Origin of the sequence: Frateuria flava (genome assembly GCF_017837635.1) — a bacterium.
GTDB classification, from domain to species: Bacteria; Pseudomonadota; Gammaproteobacteria; order Xanthomonadales; family Rhodanobacteraceae; genus Frateuria_A; species Frateuria_A flava.
On record NZ_JAGJRS010000010.1, the window covers coordinates 151,174 to 170,667 of the forward strand.

Here is a 19,494-nt window from a genome sequence, read left to right on the forward strand (position 1 = left end):
TCTCCGTGGGTGGGGAAGGAAAAGTTGCTGCGGTCGCCATGCAGGCGGATCAGTGACGTCGGCCGCCACGGTCCTCGGCCTCGTGGCCTTTCTCGACCAGCTCGCGTTCGCGCTGGCCGCCCTTGTGGCCGCCCATCTGACCGGCCTCGCGGACGGTCATGTCGCCCTTGCCGCTGCCCTGGGCCTGCTTCGCGTGCTGCTGGCCGCGATCGTTTTGCTGTTTCTGGCTCATCTGTTGGCTCCAGTGATGGATCGTGGTGACCGTGCCCGTCTTCAGCGCCGTCCGCGCTGTTCGGCCTGGCGGCCTTCGTTGACCAGTTCGCGCACGCGCTGGCCGCCCTTGTGGCCGGCCTCGCGCACGGTGGTGCTGCCACGACCGCTTGCGCGCGATGCCGAAGCGCTGGCGGCTTTCTTGTTGACCGGGTCATGGGTGGAGGACTGTTGCCGGGTCATGGTCATCTCCGTGGTTGAACACCCGGCCCTAGGTGCCGGGCAACCAGGGGATTGCATCAGCGATGCCAGAAGCGGAATGGCTCAACACCGCCGCTTTCGCTGCTCAGCGCAGAGCGCATGCTGAAAAAAGGCGAGGCGGGGAGAAAGAACTACAGGCGCGGCCAGGCGGGTGGTCGCGCGGTTGGCGGGCGTGGCGGATCGCACGCGTCCGCCGCGCTTGCGGCAGGGCGATTTCGCCGAGGAGGGTGAGGGCGGAGGGCGCGCCAGCGGCAGCCTGGTTCCCTGTGAAAGCGCACCCTGTGTTCTGCACGGTGGGATTTCATTCAAGGGAGGGGCCGGCGCGAACGCAGCCTGCAGGGTCCCTGCCGCGTGCTCAGCGCTCCAGCCGGTAGTTCAGGCTGGCCCGACTGAAGTCGGTGGCGTTCTGCACTTCGAGGTTCCAGCGCTGGCTCAGCCGGTAGCGCAGGGTGATCACCTGGCCGGGCTCGAACAGGCCCACGCCGTAGCTCAGGTACAACCGCGGCGAGAGGTACTTGCCGACGGTGAAGGCCGACTCGCCGCCGAGCGCCTCGTTGCTCGACACCCCGATTTCGTCGATGCCCAGCCGGCTGCCGATGCTCTTGGCGAGCAGGTCGCCGGCCGCCGAGCCCAGCGCCTGTGCGGCCGCGCCGACCATGTCGCCTTCGCCGCCGCTGACCTGCGAGAGCGGCTTGCCGGTGATCAGATAGGAGAGCGCGTCGGACTGCTCCATCGGCGGGTTGGAGAACACCGTGAGGATCGGCCGCTGCGCCGTGCCGGTGATCAGCAGGCCCACTTCCTGGCCTTCGTCGATGGTGGCGTTGGGGTTGAGGCTGCGCACCGCGCGCAGGTTCAGGCCGGGATTGTCGATCGGCGTGCCGGCGAACAGCAGCTTGCCCGACTCGATGTGCAGGTCCTGGCCGTAGGCCTTGTAGGTGCCGCTCACCGCGATCTGGCCCTGGCCGCGGGTGGCGCGGCCCGGCTCCTCGATCACCGTGAGGGTGCCGGTGAGCTTGCCGTCCAGGCCCTTGCCGGTCAGGTGGGTCTTGCGGCCGAGATCGACTTTCACCCGCGCGTAGATCGGCAGCTGCGCGGCGGCTTCTTCCTGCGTCTTTTCGTCGACAACCACGACGTCGGGCGAGGCCTTGGTCGCGCCGCCGCCCGGCAGGCGGTTCAGGTTCACGTCGGCGCTGTCCAGCGCGACCGCGCCGGTGACGTGCACGCCCTGGGCGTCGCGCTGCACGCGCAGGTCAGGCGTGAGCACCACGTGTGCCGCGGGGATGTCGGCCACGGTGACCTCCTGGCCGGTGAGCGTGATCGCGCTGGGCACCTGCGCGGTGAGCCCGTAGCTGCCGCCGATCTCCAGCGTGCCCTTGCCCGAGCGCACGTGGCCGTCCAGCTCCACATGCTGCGCGTCGGGGGCGCGCAGCACCACCGCGCCGTCGGTGAGCTTGAGGCCCAGCGCGGGCACTTCCGCGGCGAAGCCCTCCACCGTGGCCTGGCCGGTGACTGCCGGTTGCGCCAGCGTGCCGGCGAAGCCGAAGCGCCCGTCGAGATGGCCCTGCACGTTGGCCACTTCGCTGGTGAGGAGCTCCAGCGGGGCGAGGCTGTCGAGGTTGACGGTGAGCTGGCCGCCGAGCGCCTGCCTGTCGCCATCGACGGTCAGACGGCCGTCCAGGCGGCCACTCGCGTTGAGTGCGGCGTGCGCTTCCAGTTGCTGGTGGCCGGGTGCGAGGTCGGCGTCGACAGTGAGGTTGCGCCACGCGAGCAGCGGGCGCTGCGCCTGCTGGGTGTAGGTGATCGAACCCTGTTCGGAGGCGAGCGTGGCCTTGCCGCTCAGGGCGCCGGCGGCGCTGCGCTTGAGCGTGCCTTCGCCGTGCAGTTCGCCGTCGGCGCGCATGGGCAGATCCGCGTAACCGGCGGCGTTGAGCAGCAGCGTCAGCGGCAGCGCGCGCAGGCGATAGCTGGCGGCGAGGTTGCCCGCCTTGTCCTGTTTGCCCTGCACGCACAGCAGCGGGTCGCCCGCGGTTAGGCACAGCGGCGACAGCGCCAGCGCGCCCTCGGCGTAGTCCAGCGTGGCCGGCTCCTGCAGCCGCCAGCGCGGCAGACCCTGCGGCTCCAGATCCAGCGAGTCGAGGGTGCCCTCCCAGCGGTGCTGCTTGAGGCTGCCGTGCAGGGCGAGCTGGGCGGAAAGCTGGCGGCCGTTCGCATCGAGCGTGAGCTTGTGCGCCGCTTCAGTACCGTCGGCGTGCAGCGCCAGCGTGTCGAAGGCCAGGCCGCCGAGCCACGCATCGCGGGCATCGAGCTCGACGTTGCCGCTGGGGCGGCTGGTGTCGGGCACGTGCGCCTGCAGGTCGAGCCGGCCGACGCGCTGGGTGCCGTAGGCGATCGTGCTGCCATGGACCTCGGCGTCGACGCCCAGCGCGGGCGGCAGGCCGGTGACGTGGGCGTGTGCCTGGAGCCGGCCGCCGGCGTCGGGCAGCCAGTCGGCGAGCGTGGCGATGGTCGCCTGCACTTGCACGTCGTTGCGTGTGCCCGGTTTGCCCTCGACCGACAGCGTGCTGTTGCCGGAGGCGAGCGCAAGGGTGCCGTCCACCACCTGGTTGGGCGACAGATGCAACTGGCCCTGGCCGCGCAGCGGACGGCCGCGCAGGCGACCGTCAAGGCGGGTGAGGTCGAGCGTCGCATCGGGCTGGCCTGAGGGCAGGGTGCCGCGGGTCGTCAGTTGCGCATCCAGCGCGCCGTTCCAGCCGGCGAAGAGCTGGCCCGGATCGAAGTCGTCCGCTTCTGCGGCGAGTTCCCAACCGAGCACCGGCTGCAGGGTGAGCGTGCCCTGCGCGTGCAGATGGCCTTGCGGCTGTCGGACATCGAGCGTGTGCAGCGTCAGTTGCCGTGGCGTGCCATCGACGTTCACCGCCAGCTGCGCCAGCTTGCCGGGCGGACCGATCGCAATGTCGCCCTGCGCGTGGAACTGCGCCGTGCTGCCTCGCACGTCCAGCTGGCCGTGGCTGGCCAGCGTCTGGCCGGCCAGTTCGGCGGGCAGTTCCAGGTCCTGCCAGGCAAGCTGCAGCGTGCCGGCGGGCGGCGTGGCGTCGAGCTGGATCTGTCCGTGCGCCTGCAGCCGCCCCTTGATCTGCGGCGAGGTGAGGGTGAGCGTTTCCAGCGTGAGGCGGCTGCGGTCGTCGCTCAGCTGGGCCTGCAGCGGCGCCAGTTGCAGACGCCACTGGTTGAGGTCGACGGTGCCGTTGAGCGTGCCGCTGCGGCGGTCGCCCTTGCCGGTGAGGTCGAGCGCCAGGCTTTGCAGCGTGCCCTTGCCGAGCAGGGGCGTGGGATCGAAACGGGGCGCCTTCAGCGAGGCGGTCCAGGGCCAGGCGCCGCCCTGTTCGAGCTGGGCCTGCAGATGCGCCGCCATCGGCTGGCTGAGCGCGAGGGTGAGCCGTGCGTGGGCGCCGTCACTGTGCGCCTGCAACTGGCCGGCGTAGGTGGTGTCGCCGACGGTCCAGGCGAAGCTGGCCTGACCGTTGCCCTGCCAGGTGTCGCCGATGGCCAGCGTGCCGTCCACGTCCGCGCGCCCCTGCGGCGAGCGCAGGCGCAAGGTGCGGATGGCGATGCCCTGCGCGTCCCACTGCCCGGCGAGGTCCAGCGTGTTGGCGGTGAACAGCGGCTGCTTGCCCTGGTGGATCACCAGGTCGGCCACGTGCGCCTGGTCGACTCGGATCGCCAGCGGTGGATTGAGGGAGAGCGGACCGCTGTCCGGTTCGTTCGGTGTGGCCGGTGGCAGCGCGACCTCGACACCCTGCACGTCGAGCCTGTCGACGTGCAGGTGCTTGCCCAGCAACGGCCAAAGGCGCACGTCCAGTCCCGCGCTGTCCACGTGGACGTCCAGGCCCTTGCCGTCGGTGTAGCGCAGGCCCTTGAGCTGCAACGGACCGGCGAGGGTGCCGCTGGCCTGCTGCACGCTGAGCGCACCGTCGGTGAAGCCGCTGGCGCGCGCGAGCGCGAAGCGCAGGCCCGCGCCGGTGCCGAGCAGCCACCACAAGCCCAGTGCCAGCAGCAGGAGCAGGGCGAGCAGGGCCAGGCCGATGCGCTTGAGCCACTTCATGCGCGTAGTCCCCCGTTGCCGCGACCCCGTACGGGCGAATCCTTCCCACGCACGCGGGGGAAGATGCCGCCAGGCGGAGGAGAGGCTCCGGTGCTACGAAGCACAGGATCCCGTACGTCGGGCGTTTCCGCAGGGTTCCTCCGTCCGCCCCCTGCGCCGCTTCCCCCGCGTGGGGGGAAAGGTGCGACGGCGCACAAAGCGTGGAGGTGGCGCGCGTACATCACAGATCCGGCCCTATCACCACGTGCAACTGGATCCCGTGCGCATGGTCGTCATGGATCGGCGTCCCCACGTCCACGCGGATCATGCCCACCGGCGACAGCCAGCGCACGCCCAGGCCGGCGCCGATGCGCGGGCGGTAGTCGGTGCCGTTGAACGCATTGCCGGCGTCGACGAACGCCGCCATGCCCCAGTTGCGGGTGAAGTAATGCTCCACCTCGGAACTTGCGACCAGCAGGTTGCGGCCGCCGATCACCCGGTCGAAGCTGTTGCGTGGACCGATCGCCTGGTAGCTGTAGCCGCGCACCGAGCGATCGCCGCCGGCGAAGAAACGCAGCTGCGGCGGCAGCGCACTGAAATCGCCGGTGGAAGTGATGCCGGCGCTGGCGCGCAGGATCAGCCGGTCGCGCCGGGTGAATGCATGGATCCACTTGGCGTCCGCGGCGAGCTGGCTGAAGCGGGTGTCCGACAACAGCGAGCCGGCGGTGCTGCGTGCGTACACGCTGAGCGACCAGCCGTGCCGGACGAACGTCGGATTGTCGCCTTGCTTCTTCGACAGCGACGCCTCGGCGAACAGCAGCTTGCTGCGGCCGCGCTCGATGCCCGGCGCATCGTCTGGCTCGTTGCCGCGCTTGCCGACGGTGAAGGTGCCGATCAGGGCGTGGGCGCCCACGGTACGCGTCCAGCCATGCCACAGGTCGGTGTGGTTGCCGACCAGTTCCAGCGTGCGCGATTGGGACGTGGCGGTATCGGCGTCACGGAAGTTGGCGCCGAAGTTGAGGCTGCGCTGGTCGCCACCGGGCAACGGGATCATGTACTGCGAGGACAGCGTCTTCAGCCGTTGCGCGGCGACCAGCTCGTTCTTCCACTTGTGACCGCGGCTGTTGACCCAGCGCCGCTCCAGCCCGAGGCGGATGCCGGCGCCGGTGTCGGTGCCGAAGAACGGCCCGCCGGTGTACACGCTGCGCTTGGCCGGCTGCAGCTCGACATCGACATCGACGGTGCGGGTCGCGTCGTCCACGTCCGGGCGCACGTTGACCACGGAGAAATAGTCCGCACCGTTGAGCGCCTGCTGCAGGCGCAGCAGGTCGGCCTGGTCGAAATAGTCGCCGTGGTCGAATGGCACGAAGCGATCCAGGAAGCCCGGTTCGAATGGCGAATCGGTGAAGGCGACCTTGCCGAAGCGGTAGCGCGGGCCCGCCTGCCAGGCCAGGTCGACCACCGCGCTGTGGTCGGCGCGGGTCACGCGCACCTGGTGCGTGAGCAGCTTCGCGCCAAGGAAGCCGTTGGCAGTCAGCGCGCCGCTGACGTCGTCGCGCGCCTTGTCATAGGCGCCATGGTCGAGCACGTCGCCCTTGAGCCGCTCCACCGCGCGTTCGGCGCGACGGATCGCCGGGATCTTCAGGGCCGCCTCGTCCAGTTTCACGTGCACCTCGGTGATGCGCACCGGTTCGCCCGGTTTCACCGTCAGCGTGACCTGCCAGTCATTGGCGCCGGTGCGCGTCAACGCGCCCTGCACGCTTGCCTCGTAGTAGCCGTAGGGCTCCAGCGCCGCGCGCACTTCGTCGGGAGCGTCCTCGTACAGGCGCCGGATCTGCGCCTCGCTGACCGGCCGGTTGGCGTACTGCGACAGCGTCAGGCCCGCCTGCACGGCGGACTTGAGCGGGTCATCCACGCCCTTGACCGTCAGCCGCACGCCCGCGTGCGCCGCCAGCGGCAGCAGCAGGAGCAGGACGATCAGGCGTCGGAGGCGGCGCATGTGGTGGGGGACGTCCCTGTGCGGAGGCTCGCGGGGCGCTCCAGCTTAACCACGCCGATGTTGCCGCGGCATAAACACGCGGCGACCGGTCAGCCGACCTTGTCCCCCGCCTTGTGCGCGATCCACGCGCCCGCCACCGCCGAGAAATACGGGATCGACTGCGCCGCAAGGATGAACATCCACAACGTGCCCTCGATGTAGCGCGTGCCGAAGGACAGGCCCATGCCGATGATGCACATGACCAGCGCGCAGGCCATCAGCAGCTCCTCGCGCACCGGCGCGAAGGCGGCGAAGCCCGACTCGCCCAGGCGGCGGCTCTTGGCGGTCACCACGAAGGCGGTCTTCTCGCGGGTCAGGCCGTGCAGGATGCCGCGCGCGATCGCGTGCGACAGGCCCATGCTGGCGACCGAGGCCATCAGCGTGTCGTACCAGCCGCAGGGCACGCGCGCGCGGTAAAGCACGATGCCGAAGATCGCCTTGGCGAAGAAGAACCCGATCACCGGAATCAGGAACAGCTGCATCGGCAGGCTGAACAGTTGCGGGAAGGCGACCATGCCGGCGGTCCAGTAGATCGCCATCAGGGTAAAGATCAGGTGCAGTGCGTCGGCGAACCAGCTGAACCAGCCGGTGAGGAAGTGGAAGCGCTGGCCCATCGAAAGAGGGCCGCGCTTGGTCATCCAGTCCCAGCGGCCCTTGAGGATCTGCATGGCGCCGAACGCCCAGCGGTAGCGCTGGCTCTTGTACGCCTTGAAGTCGGCGGGCGTCAGTCCCTTGCCCATCAGCTCGTCGACGTAGACCAGCTCGTAGCCGGCGTGCATCAGGCGCAGGCCCAGCTCGGCGTCCTCGCAGATGGTCCACTCCGACCAGCCGCCGGTGCCTTCGAGCGCCGAGCGGCGGACCATCGTCATGGTGCCGTGCTGGATGATCGCGTTGCGCTCGTTGCGGTGGTGCATGCCGATGCGGAAGAAGCCGTCGAATTCCCACGCGGTCATGCGGCGGAAGCGGTTGTGCTCGAAGTCGCGGTGCGCCTGCGGGCACTGCACCACGGCCACCTTCGGGTCGTGGAAGTAGCCGGTGAGGGTGGACAGCCAGTCCTCGCGCACCACGTAGTCGGCGTCGATCACCGCCACTACGTCGGCGCGCGGGTCGGTTTCCTTCAGGCCGAAGTTCAGCGCGCCGGCCTTGAAGCCGGGCCACGGTTCAAGATGGAAGAAGCGGAAGCGCTTGCCCAGTCCCTCGCAGTAGGCCTGCACCGGCTTCCACACGTCCGGATTCTTGGTGTTGTTGTCGATCACCAGGACTTCGAAGTTGTCGTAGTCCAGCGCGGCCAGGGAGTCGAGCGTGGCGATCACCATCTCCGGCGGCTCGTTGTAGCAGGCCAGGTGGATGGAGACGAACGGCTGCTTCCCCGGCCGGTCGGGCTTGAGCATCCCTGCATGGCGCTGCCAGCGCCGGCGCCACAGCACCTCGGTGAACTCGAAGCCGTTGATCAGCAGGATCGCCAGGATCGCCACCTGCGCCGGGAACAACAGCACCAGCATGGTCCAGTCGATCCAGCTCAGGTAGAAGTTGAACGGCAGGGTGGCCGACCACACGACCAGGCCGCAGGCGAGCTGGATCAGCAGGCAGAAGAACAGCCTTCCGGTCAGCTTGAAGCGCTTGAACTTGCGCGCGAACCAGATCATCGGGATCAGCGCGAGCAGGCTGGCCGCCAGCGCCTTCCAGGGCCAGGCGGTGTCCTCGGTCACCGGGCCGGTGAACGGGAACTTGAGCTGGCGGTCGGCGTTGAACGTGCCCCAGTAGGCGCCGGTGCGGCCCTCGCCGAGGTTCTCCTTCCACGGCTGGTCGAACGCTTCGAGCAGGTAGTAGTCGATGTTGCGCGCCTTGGCCGCGTTGAGCCAGTCGCGGATGAAGATCGCCTCGTTGGAGATCGACGGATCGGCGTACTCGTGGCGGTCGCCGTTGGATGGCCAGCCGATCTCGCCCACCACCACCGGCTTGTCCGGGTAGTGCTGGACGATGTTCTGGTAGGCGCCGAGCGCTGCATCGACTGCATCCTTGCGCGCGATGCCGTTCCAGAACGGGAACAGGTGGATGGTGATGAAGTCGACGTGGTCGGCCAGCTCCGGGTACTTCAGCCAGATGTAGTCCGGCTCGGCAATCGACACCGGCTGGCGGATCGCGGCGCGGGCACGGTCGAGGTAGTCCTCCATCTGCTCCACGCTCAGGTCGCCGCGGAACAGCACTTCGTTGCCCACGATCACGCGATGGATCGTCTCCGGATAGCGCCGCGCCAACGCGATCAGCGCGTCGAGTTCCTTCTCGTTGTTGATCAGGCGCGTATCGATGTTCGCGCCGGCCATCACCTTGAGGCCTTCCTTCTCGGCCAGCCGGTAGACCTGCGGGTTCTCGAGCGTCGAATAGGTACGGATGCGCGGGGTGTATCGGCGCAACAGCTTCAGGTCCGCGTCGATTTCCTCGTCGGAGGGGAAGTCCTGCTTGAGCGGGTTCTGGTAGCGCTGGAACACCGACACCGAGTAGCCGCTGATCGGCCCGTGGAAGTCCTCCGGGCCGTGCGGGCGATTGCTCCACCACCACAGGGCGATATTGAGCGCGGCCACGAGCAAGGCGAGCAGGATGGCCGCAAGCAGCGGATGCCGGCTGTCGTGGGTGGGTGCTGTGGCGCTCAAGACTTTCCCCGGCGGACGCCTCCATGTGAGGCCAAGTTAGCCCGCGGAGCTTAACGATCCGGGGGAGATGGCTCAATAAAGGCCGCCCGGAGTGGTCAGCGCGAGGTCAGGCCGTCGGGTGGGATCCGGCCCACCGTGCCTGATTCCCGTCCCCGGGGAGGTGGGCTGAAGCCCACCCTTCCCGGGGCTCTTCTCACTTCAACAGCGAACGCAGCATCCAGGCCGTCTTCTCGTGCTCCTTCAGGCGCCCGGTCAGCATGTCGGCGGTGCCTTCGTCGCCCCCGTCCTGGGCAACCTTGATGGCGCCGCGGGCGGTGTGGGCGGCGATCTCGTGGCCTTCGACGAGCTGGCCGACCATGTCCTTCCAGTCGGGCACGCCCGCCTCTTCCTTGATCGAGGTGAGCTTGCCGAACTGGCTGTAGGAGCCGGGAGCGAACACGTCCAGTGTGCGGATGCGCTCGGCGATCTCGTCGGCGGCCAGCCACAGCGCGTTGTACTGGGTCTCGAACATGGCGTGCAGGCTGTTGAACTGCGGGCCGGTGACGTTCCAGTGGAAGCTGTGCGTCTTCAGGTACAACGAGTAGGTGTCCGCCAGCAGCTTGGAGAGCTGTTCGGCGATGGTCTGGCGGTCCTGCTGTGCGATGCCGATGTTGGCCATGGGCAATCCCTCCTCGTGAAGTGGGTACGCGTTCCAAGGTACCGGCTGGCGCCTGCCGCGTGAAATGAATCGTTCCGATGGGGCCCATAGCCTGCGGCTATCATGGGCGGTCCCATGAACGACACTCCGCCCGCCCCGCCCCCTGAAGAGCGCCTGCGCAGCCTGCGCGAGGCGATTGCGACGGTTTCCAGCCGCGACTTCGGCCGCCTGCTGGGGCGCTGGCGCGGGCTCTCGCGGCAGCCGGATGCGCGCAAGCTCGATGCGCTGGCGGCCGACATTGCCGCCTCGGCCGCGAAGCGGCAGGCGCGGGCTGCGGCCAAGCCGGCGATCCGGCTGGACGAGTCGCTGCCGATCAGCGCGCGTGCGGACGAGATCGTCGAACTGATCCGCAAGCACCAGGTCGTGGTGATCGCCGGCGAGACCGGCTCGGGCAAGACCACCCAGTTGCCCAAGCTGTGCCTGGCCGCCGGACGCGGCGAGGCGGGCATGATCGGCTGCACCCAGCCGCGCCGCGTGGCCGCCCGTTCGGTGGCCAGGCGCGTGGCGGAGGAACTTGGCACGGCGCTGGGCGAGCAGGTCGGTTTCCAGGTGCGCTTCACCGACCAGGTGTCCGAGCGCACGCTGGTCAAGTTCATGACCGACGGCATTTTGCTTGCCGAGACCCAGGGCGATCCGTGGCTGTCCAGCTACGACACGCTGATCATCGACGAGGCGCACGAGCGCAGTCTCAACATCGACTTCCTGCTCGGTTACCTCAAGCGGCTCGCCTCAAAGCGGCCGGAGCTGAAGATCATCGTCACCTCGGCGACGATCGACACCGCGCGGTTCGCCGAGCACTTCAACGATGCGCCGGTGGTCTCGGTCGAAGGCCGCGCCTACCCGGTCGAGGTGCGCTGGCGTCCCGCGGACGCCGTAGGAGCGCACCCCGCGCGCGACCGCGGCGCGCACGCCCGCGAGACGTCCGAGCGCGTCCAGCAGGGCAGCGTCGAGCATCTCGGCCTCGTGCTCGACGAGATCATGGCCGACCGCAGCCTGGGCGGCGGCCCGGGTGACGTGCTGGTGTTCCTCCCCGGCGAGCGCGAGATCCGCGACGCGCACCTGCTGCTCTCGCGCCGTCAGTACCGCGAGACCGAAGTGCTGCCGCTGTACGCGCGGCTGTCGGCGGCCGACCAGGACCGCGTGTTCAAGCCCGGCCCGAAGCGGCGCATCGTGCTGGCCACCAACGTGGCCGAAACCTCGCTGACCGTGCCGCGCATCCGCTACGTAGTCGACAACGGCAGCGCGCGGGTGATGCGCTACAGCCAGCGCAGCCAGCTCGAACGCCTGCACGTGGAGCCGGTGTCGCAGGCGGCCGCGGACCAGCGCAAGGGCCGCTGTGGCCGCATCGGCCCGGGCATCTGTTATCGGCTCTATGACGAGGCGGATTTCGAAAGCCGTCCGCGCTACACCGACCCGGAGCTGCTGCGTTCCTCGCTCGCCAACGTGATCCTGCGCATGCTCTCGCTGAGGCTCGGCGAGGTGGAGGACTTCCCCTTCCTGGAGGCGCCCGATCCGCGCATGGTCGCCGACGGCTACCGCCGGCTGGCGGAAATCTCCGCCATTGACGAGCGCCGGCACCTGACCGTGATCGGCCGCCAGCTGGCGCGGCTGCCGATCGACGTCCAGCTGGCGCGCATGCTGGTCGAGGCAAACGAGCGGCACGCCCTGCGCGAGCTGCTGGTGGTGGTGGCCTTCCTGTCCATCCAGGACCCGCGCGAGCGGCCGGCCGATGCGCGGCAGCAGGCCGACGCCGCGCATGCGGCGTTTGCCGATCCGAAGTCCGATTTCGTCGGCGTGCTCAATCTGTGGCGCGAGTACACCAAGGCGCACGAGGAACTCACGCAATCGAAGTTGCGCGACTGGTGCGGGCGGCATTTCCTGTCGTTCCTGCGCATGCGCGAGTGGCGCGAGCTGCATCGGCAGTTGTTGCTGGTGGTGGCGGAGCTGGGGTGGAACCACACTTCTCCCTCTCCCCTCCGGGGAGAGGGTCGGGGTGAGGGGACACCCTCGCGGAAGGCTTCGGGAGAGCAGGAGGAAGCACGCGCTTCGCGCAGCGAAGCGCAGGGCTTCCGTCGCTCCAGGAAAGCTCCGGGCGAGCCCCGGCCCCTCACCCCAACCCTCTCCCCGGAGGGGAGAGGGAGCGAACGCAAAAAGCCGCCTCATGGCGGGCCCCGGCCCCTCACTTCCATCCTCTCCCCGGAGGGGAGAGGAGGCGAACGCGAAGAGCGCACTGTCGAAGAAAAAGACGCGGCGCGTCTTTTTGAAGCGATCCACCGCTCGCTGCTCGCCGGCCTGCCGACCCAGGTCGGCCACAAGGACGAGAAGGGCGTCTACCGCTCCACCCGCGAGCGCCGTTTCCAGGTGTTCCCTGGCTCGGCGCTGGCCAAGCAGCCGCCGGCATGGGTTTTCGCCGCGCAGATCCTCGACGTGAGCGGCCGCGTGTGGGGCATGAGCTGCGCCCGCGTCGAGCCGGCCTGGATCGAGCAGCAGGCCGCGCACCTGGTCAAGGCCAGCTGCCGCGACGCGCACTGGTCGCGCAAGCGCGGCACGGTGGTCGCCTACGAGCAGGTCAGCCTGTTCGGATTGACCCTGGTCGAGCGCCGCGCGGTCACCTTCCAGAAGCAGGACCCGGCGCTTGCCCATGCGATTTTCCTGCGCGAAGCGCTGGCGCGCGGCGACCTCGATGCACGCGCCGATTTCGTGCGGGCCAACCAGCGCGTGCTGGCACAGGCGCACGAGATCGAAGCCAAGCAACGCCGCGAGGGCCTGCTGCGCAGCGAGGAGGAACTGGCGCGGTTCTTCGAAGGCAAGCTGCCCGAGGACGTCGCCAGCACGCGCGCGCTCGACGCCTGGTACAGCCGGGCGCGTCCCGCCGAGCAGGCCGCACTGCGCTGGTCGCTCGACGACGTGATGGCCGGCGGCAGCGGACTGGACCCGAAGGCCTTTCCCGCCACGCTCGACCTCCCGCCGCAGCGCTACAAACTCGAGTACCGCTTCGTACCCGGCGACGAAGCCGACGGAGTCACGCTGCAGCTGCCGCTGGCGATGCTCAACGCGCTGCCCGCCGCCCGCTGCGAGTGGCTGGTGCCGGGCCTGCTCGCGGACAAGGTGGCCGAGCTGATCCGTGGCCTGCCCAAGGCACTGCGCCGCAACTTCGTGCCCGCGCCCGATTTCGCGCGCGCCTTTGTCGAAGCCGAGGCGCCGCGCGACCAGCCCCTGGTCGACGCCCTGGCCGCGTTCCTCAAACGCGCCACCGGTGCCGACGCACCGGCCGCCGAATTCGCCGCGGTGGCGCTGCCGCCACACCTGAAGATGCGCTTCCGCCTGCACGACGAGCGCGGCAAGACGCTCGCCACCGGCCGCGACCTGGCCGACTTGCGCGCGCAATGGGAAGCGCAGGCGCGCGAAGCCTTCTCGCGCAAGACCGACGTGGAGCTGACCCGCGAGGACGTCACCCGCTGGGATTTCGAGGAGATTCCTGCGCAGGTGCGTTCCGAGGGCGGACTGACTGCGTTTCCGGCGCTGGTCGACCTGGGCGAGGCAGTGGCATTACGCGTGTTCGAGCGCCGCGACGAGGCACGTGTCGCGCACCTGAAAGGCGTCGAGCGGCTGCTGCGCAATGCGCTGGCGAGCGAGATGAAGCAAGCCCGCCGGCGCCTGCCGATCGCCAATCCGCTGTCGCTGAAATACGCCCCGCTGGGCAGCGTCGACTCGCTGCGCGAGGACCTGGTCGAAGGCGGCTTCGCCGACCTGCTGGCGACGCACGACCTGGACGCGCGCACGGCCGGTGATTTCGAGGCCCTGCGCACCGCGCTCGCACGCGAACTCTTCGCCGCGGCAGTCGAGCGGCTGAAGCTGGTCGAGCCGGCCATCGAAGCCCAGGCCGAACTCAAGCCGTGGCTGGAACCGCCGCTGATCGGCTTTGCCCGCGCCAGCTACGACGACCTGCGCGAACAGCTCGATGCGCTGCTCGCGCCGGGCTTCTCGCGCGAACTGCCCAACGCCCGCCTGGCCCATTACCCGCGTTACCTGAAGGCCATGCGCCTGCGCGCCGAACGCCTGCGCCAGGACCCGGCCAAGGACCAGCAACGCATGCTGCAGGTGCTGCCTTACTGGCGCGAGTACCTCAGGCACCAGGCCGGCGGCAAGGCGGACCTCGACGAACTGCGCTGGTTGATCGAGGAATGGCGCGTGTCGCTTTTCGCGCAGGAATTGAAGACTGCCGAGCCGGTCTCGGCCAAGCGCCTGGCGCGGGCGCTGGAAGCCCTGGGGTGATCGAACTGAGGTGATCGGTTCGCTGGCGGGGTGAACAGCGCGCTCCGTGCTTGCGAAAGAATTTCCCTGTGCGATCCCGGGCACGGGCCTTCTTCTAGAATGCCCCTTCCCATGTCCCAGCCCGCCCACCCCGCTTCGAACCGCCTGGCCCCATGGCAGGCACGCGCGTCCGCCTCGCCCCTGCTGGCGGCGGCGCTGGAGGCCTGCACGCCCTCGAGCGGGGCCGAATGCGCCGACGTGCTCGACCTGCTGGCGATGCTCGGCTGCGACGCGCAGACCCAGGCCGCGGCGGTGTGGTTCGAGCTGGCGCAGCGCGATCTGCCGGCGTGGCAGTTCCATGCCCCCGCGCTGCCGCTGGACGTGCAGCGCCTGGTCGAGGGCCAGCTGGCCGCCGAAAAGGTCTGGGCCCTGCACGCCCAGCGCGAGGCGACCACGTACGAAGGCCTGCGCCGGCTGCTGCTGGCGATCATCCGCGACCTTCGCGTGGTGTTCGTGCTGCTCGCCCGCCAGCTGGCCAAGATGCGCGGCGCCGCGGCGTTGCCCGAAGCCGAGCGCCTGGCGCTGGCGAAGCTCACCCGCGACATCCACGCGCCGCTCGCCAACCGGCTGGGTATCTGGCAACTCAAGTGGGAGCTGGAGGACCTCGCCTTCCGCTACCTGCAGCCGGACACCTACAAGCGCATCGCGCGCCTGCTGGACGAGCGCCGCGCCGACCGCGAGGCGTTCATCGCCCAGGTGCTGGCCGAGCTCGGCGCGGCGCTGGAGGACGCCGGCATCAAGGCCGACCTGGCCGGCCGTCCCAAGCACATTTATTCCATCTGGAAGAAGATGCATCGCAAGGGGCTGGATTTCGCCGACCTGTACGACATCCGCGCCGTGCGCATCCTGGTCGACAGCGTGGCCGACTGCTATGCCGCGCTGGGCGTGGTGCACGCGCAGTGGCAGCACCTGCCGCGCGAGTTCGACGACTACCTGGCCCGCCCCAAGGGCAACGGCTACCGCTCGCTGCATACCGCGGTGATCGGGCCCGAGGGCAAGACGCTGGAAGTGCAGATCCGCACCCACGCCATGCACCGCGACAACGAGCTGGGCGTTGCCGCGCACTGGCGCTACAAGGAAGGCGGCGGCGCCGACGCCGAGTTCGAGGCGAAGATCGCCTGGATGCGCAAGCTGCTCGAGCCGCGCGCGGACGAGGAAGTCGCCGCGGAGCTGCGCACCGAGCTGCTCGAAGACCGCGTCTACCTGCTCACGCCCAAGGGCGAGGTGTTCGACCTGCCCCATGGCGCCACCGTGCTCGACTTCGCCTACTACGTGCACACCGAGGTCGGCCATCGTTGCCGCGGCGCCAAGGTGAACGGGCGCATCGTGCCGCTCACCCACCAGCCGCGCAGCGGCGATCGCGTCGAGATCGTCACCGCGAAGAACGCCGAGCCGAGCCGCGACTGGCTCTCGCCGCACCACGGGTACCTCAACACCGCCCGTGCGCGGGAGAAGGCGCGCTCGTGGTTCCGCCGCATCGCTTTCGACGCCAACCTGGCCGCCGGCCGCACGCTGCTCGAGCGCGAGTTGAAGCGCCTGGGGCTGCCCCATGCCGACCTCTCGAAGCTGCCGGCGCAGTTCCACCTCAAGAGCCACGAGGAGCTGCTGGTCGCGCTGGCGCTGGGCGAGGTCAGCGGCGGCCAGATCGCGCGCGTGCTGCAGGAGGCCGCCCACCCGGTCGAGCCCGCGCCGCCGCCGGCGCCGCCGGTCGCGCGCCATGCCACGCCTGACCACAGCGCGCTGCGCATCGAGGGCGTAGGCAACCTGCTCACCGTGCTGGCGCGCTGCTGCCAGCCGCTGCCGGGTGATCCGGTGCGCGGCTTCATCACCAAGGGCCGCGGGGTGTCGGTGCATCGCGCCGACTGCGCCAGCCTGGCGCGGCTGGCGCGGCGCGATCCGGATCGGGTGATCGAGGTCGAATGGGGTCGTGCGACCGCGCAGTCCTACCAGGTCGACATCGAACTGCGCGGCTTCGACCGCAAGGGTCTGCAGAAGGACGTCATGAACCTGATCAGCAACGTCGGCACGCCCATCGTGGCTTCATCAAGCCGGCTGGAAGGCCGCACCGGCGAGGTGGAGATGCGCTTCACCCTGCGCGTGAAGGACTTCGAGCAGCTCTCCTCGCTGCTCGGCAAGCTGGTGGCGTTGCCCAACGTGGTGGATGCGAGGCGGGTCAGCGCAAGCTGAATGCACGGACTTCACCGTCGGGCGCGTGAAGTGGGCGATGCTAAGCTGAATGCGTTGCCAGGACAGCGATCGAGCATGAGCGGACGCAGAGACCAAAACGGCCGCGACGGGCGAGCCGAACCCACGCTGGGCGATCTGGGCGACCTGGACTCGCCGCGCCCGCGCGCGGACGATCCGGACGATCGCCTGCCGCCGATCTCCTTCCACACGCCACGCAGCACGCCGCCGGCGCGCCACCGGCGCGTGCGCCTGCGCACCTGGCACGTCGTGGCGCTGGTGGTGGTGCTGATCGTGGGCGCCGGTGTGTGGGCGATGCGCGAATACCAGAACAGCCTGCGCGACATGGTGCCGCGCACGGAACTCAACGACGTCCTGAGCCGCGCCGACAAGGCGTTGCAGGACGGCCACCTGGACGGCACCGACGGCACCAGCGCGCGCGAGCTCTACCAGGGCGCGCGCGCGCTCGAACCGGACAACGACCGCGCCCGCGACGGCCTGCACCAGGTCGGCATGGCCGAGCTGTCGCGCGCCGACACCGCCTTTCGCGCCGGCCACCTGGACGAAGCGCAGCAGGATCTCACGGTCGCCCGCGAACTCCTTGGCGGCGGCAGCGACGTGGATCGGCTCGACCGCCTGATCAGGCAGGCACGCGGCGCCGCGCAGCCGGCCGACGACCTGGTCGAGCGCGCGCAGCAGGCGCTCAATGCCGGCAAGCTCACCGGCAAGGACGGCGCCGGCGCGCTGTACCAGCAGATGCTGGCCGCCGATCGCGATAACGCCGTTGCGCAGCACGGCCTGGACCAGGTCGGCGCCGCGCTGGCCGCGCAGGCGCGCGCGGCGCTCGCCCACGGTGACGCGACGACCGCCGCATCCACCATCGACCAGCTGGCCGCGCTGCTGCCCAGCTACGGCGACCTGCCGGCCCTGCGCGCCGCGCTCGCGCAGGCACAGCATCAGGACGACGGCGCGCTGCTGCAGGCCATCTCGCAGGGTCAGCAGGCGTTGCGCGACGGCCGCATCGCGGGCGCGGGCGACGACACCGCGCTGGCCCACTTCCAGGCCGCGCTCAAGCTGGACCCGAACAACGTGCAGGCGCGCGCGGGCCTGGGCCAGGTCGCCCAGGCACTGGTGGTGCAGGCCAACGCGGCGCTCGATGCCGACGACACCGAGCAGGCCTCGCGCCTGCTCGACCAGGCCGAGGCGCTGGCGCCCAAGTCCGCCGACCTCGCCGCCGCACGGGCGCGCCTGAACTCCAAGGCCCCGCATGCCCATCCGCCGGCCCCCACGCAACCGGCGGCCACGCAGCCGGCGCCGACCGCCGCGGCACCCGCGCAGCCCGCGCCCGAAGCCGCGGAGCCACCCCCGCCCCCGCCGCTGACCGCCGACCAGATCGAGCAGGTCGCCGAACTGGTGCGCCGCGCCCGCACCGCGGCCACGCAGGGCCAGATCATGCTGCCGCCGGGCGAGAGCGCGTACGACCTCTACCGCAACGCGCTGGCCATCGACGGCAACAACCAGGCCGCGCTGCAGGGCCTGGAAGATCTGCCCAACCTGGTGGTGCAGCTGTTCAATCAGTCCCTCGCCAGCGGGAATCTGGACAAGGCCGGCGAACTGCTCGGCGCGCTGGGCGATCTGTCGCCGGGCGATTCCAACGAAAGCGTGCTGCGCGAGCGACTGGTCGATGCCTGGCTGGACCAGGCCGAGCAGCAGCTCGGCCGCGGCGATCGCGCCAACGCGGCGCAGTCGATCGAACAGGCGCGGCGGCTCGCCCCCTACCTGCCGCGCGTGAGCGAGCTTTCGCGCCGCCTGCAATCCGGCCACTGACCGGGGCGCGCATGACTGTCGTGGTGTTCGGGGCCAGCGGCCAGATCGGCCATTTCCTGTTGCCGCGCCTGCGCGGGCGGGGCGAGCAGGTGATCGCAGTGAGCCGCGAGCCGCATGCCGACAGCGAGGGCGTGCGCTGGATGCGCGGTGGCCTGCCTGATGCGGTGCCGGCGCTTCCGCCCGTTTCCGCCATCGTCAGCTACGGTCCTCTGCAACCGTTCGCGCACTGGCTGGCCGCGGCGGCGCCGGCCGGCGCACCGCGCATCGTCGCCACCAGCTCGATGAGTGCGCAGAGCAAGGTCGACTCCGAAGTGGCGGCCGAGCGCGATATCGCGCGCCAGCTCAAGCAGGGCGAGCAGGAACTGATCGCCGCCTGCACGGCACTGGGCTGCGGGTGGACGGTGTTGCGGCCCACGCTGGTCTACGGGGCAGGGCGCGACAAGAGCCTGACGCCGCTGGCCCATCGGGCGATCCGTACGCGGGTCTTTCCGCGCCCCACCGGGGGCGGCCTGCGCCAGCCGGTGCACGGCGACGACATCGCGCTGGCCACGCTGGCCGCGATCGATCGTCCCGCCAACCGCGTACTGATGCTCGGCGGTGGCGAGCGATTGCCGGCGGGCGAGATGTTTGCCCGCGTGCAGCGAAGCCTGCCGGTGGCGACGCTGCCGCTGCCCGTGCCGGCGTGGCTGCTGCGCCAGGCGCGCCACGTGATCCCGCGCCTGCGCGGTCCACTGGCGCGGCTGGCATCGGATCTGGTCGCCGACAACAGCGAGCTGGAACGGCTGCTCGACGTGCATCCGCGGCCGTTCCGGCCGGATGCGGGATGTTGGTCGGGCTGAGGTGTCCCTCGCAGAAAGCCGCACAGAGCCCCTGCTCCTGCTGCGCGAAGGAAATGACCCGTCGTGCAGGGGACGGGAAAGCCGTTTGGCAGGCCCCAGGCATCCGGTCCAAAAGCGCCCCCATCCGCCTGTCGGCACCTTCCCCCGCGTTCGCGGGGGAAGGTTCGGAACGCGTTCCGGCTTTGATCTCTTTCCCGCCACGAGGGAAGGATCGGAACAGGCGATGCGGCTTCGATCTTTCCCCGCCGCGGGGAACGCCCGGAAGCGGGCGTTGCGGGTCTTGATCCTTCCCCCGCCGCGCGGGGGAAGGTGCCCGAAGGGCGGATGGGGGAAGTCTTGCCGATAGCCACCCTCCCTTCGCGCAACCATCGCACGCCATGGCGCGGCCACAA

At 70.0% G+C, this 19,494-nt stretch carries 10 protein-coding genes; 4 read left to right on the forward strand and 6 right to left on the reverse strand.

Annotated features, from left to right (window positions below; all coding sequences use genetic code 11):
- Positions 1 to 49: 49 nt before the first annotated feature.
- The 6 genes from J7I44_RS05020 to J7I44_RS05045 all read right to left on the reverse strand — a co-directional run bounded on the left by J7I44_RS05020 (position 50) and on the right by J7I44_RS05045 (position 9,899).
- Positions 50 to 232: a hypothetical protein gene (locus tag J7I44_RS05020; RefSeq protein WP_209616769.1), complete on the reverse strand. Its 183-nt coding sequence runs from the start codon at positions 230 to 232 to the stop codon at positions 50 to 52.
- A gap of 41 nt (positions 233 to 273) precedes the next feature.
- Positions 274 to 453: a hypothetical protein gene (locus J7I44_RS05025; protein WP_209616772.1), complete on the reverse strand. Its 180-nt coding sequence runs from the start codon at positions 451 to 453 to the stop codon at positions 274 to 276.
- A 373-nt stretch (positions 454 to 826) separates the two neighbouring features.
- Positions 827 to 4,573 carry a translocation/assembly module TamB domain-containing protein gene (locus J7I44_RS05030; RefSeq protein ID WP_209616776.1) on the reverse strand — a complete coding sequence of 1,249 codons (3,747 nt, stop codon included), beginning with the start codon at positions 4,571 to 4,573 and terminating at the stop codon, positions 827 to 829.
- A gap of 220 nt (positions 4,574 to 4,793) precedes the next feature.
- Complete coding sequence (locus tag J7I44_RS05035) at positions 4,794 to 6,551, reverse strand: autotransporter assembly complex protein TamA (RefSeq protein WP_209616778.1); 1,758 nt, start codon at positions 6,549 to 6,551, stop codon at positions 4,794 to 4,796.
- 89 nt (positions 6,552 to 6,640) lie between these two features.
- Complete coding sequence (locus J7I44_RS05040) at positions 6,641 to 9,241, reverse strand: glycosyltransferase family 2 protein (protein WP_209616780.1); 2,601 nt, start codon at positions 9,239 to 9,241, stop codon at positions 6,641 to 6,643.
- A gap of 193 nt (positions 9,242 to 9,434) precedes the next feature.
- Positions 9,435 to 9,899: a Dps family protein gene (locus tag J7I44_RS05045; RefSeq protein ID WP_209616784.1), complete on the reverse strand. Its 465-nt coding sequence runs from the start codon at positions 9,897 to 9,899 to the stop codon at positions 9,435 to 9,437.
- 114 nt (positions 9,900 to 10,013) lie between these two features.
- Here J7I44_RS05045 and hrpA point away from each other — a divergent pair, with 114 nt between their 5' ends.
- The 4 genes from hrpA (at position 10,014) to J7I44_RS05065 (ending at position 19,102) form a co-directional block, all read left to right on the forward strand.
- Positions 10,014 to 14,213 (forward strand): ATP-dependent RNA helicase HrpA, encoded by a 4,200-nt coding sequence (gene hrpA, locus J7I44_RS05050; RefSeq protein ID WP_209616787.1) that lies wholly within the window; start codon positions 10,014 to 10,016, stop codon positions 14,211 to 14,213.
- Between the two features lie 111 nt (positions 14,214 to 14,324).
- Positions 14,325 to 16,439: a RelA/SpoT family protein gene (locus J7I44_RS05055; protein ID WP_209616790.1), complete on the forward strand. Its 2,115-nt coding sequence runs from the start codon at positions 14,325 to 14,327 to the stop codon at positions 16,437 to 16,439.
- A 75-nt stretch (positions 16,440 to 16,514) separates the two neighbouring features.
- Positions 16,515 to 18,263 (forward strand): tetratricopeptide repeat protein, encoded by a 1,749-nt coding sequence (locus J7I44_RS05060; RefSeq protein ID WP_209616792.1) that lies wholly within the window; start codon positions 16,515 to 16,517, stop codon positions 18,261 to 18,263.
- An 11-nt stretch (positions 18,264 to 18,274) separates the two neighbouring features.
- The gene (locus tag J7I44_RS05065) at positions 18,275 to 19,102 is read left to right on the forward strand and encodes an NAD-dependent epimerase/dehydratase family protein (RefSeq protein ID WP_209616795.1); all 828 of its coding nucleotides are present in this window, start codon (positions 18,275 to 18,277) and stop codon (positions 19,100 to 19,102) included.
- The last annotated feature ends 392 nt before the right edge of the window (positions 19,103 to 19,494 follow it).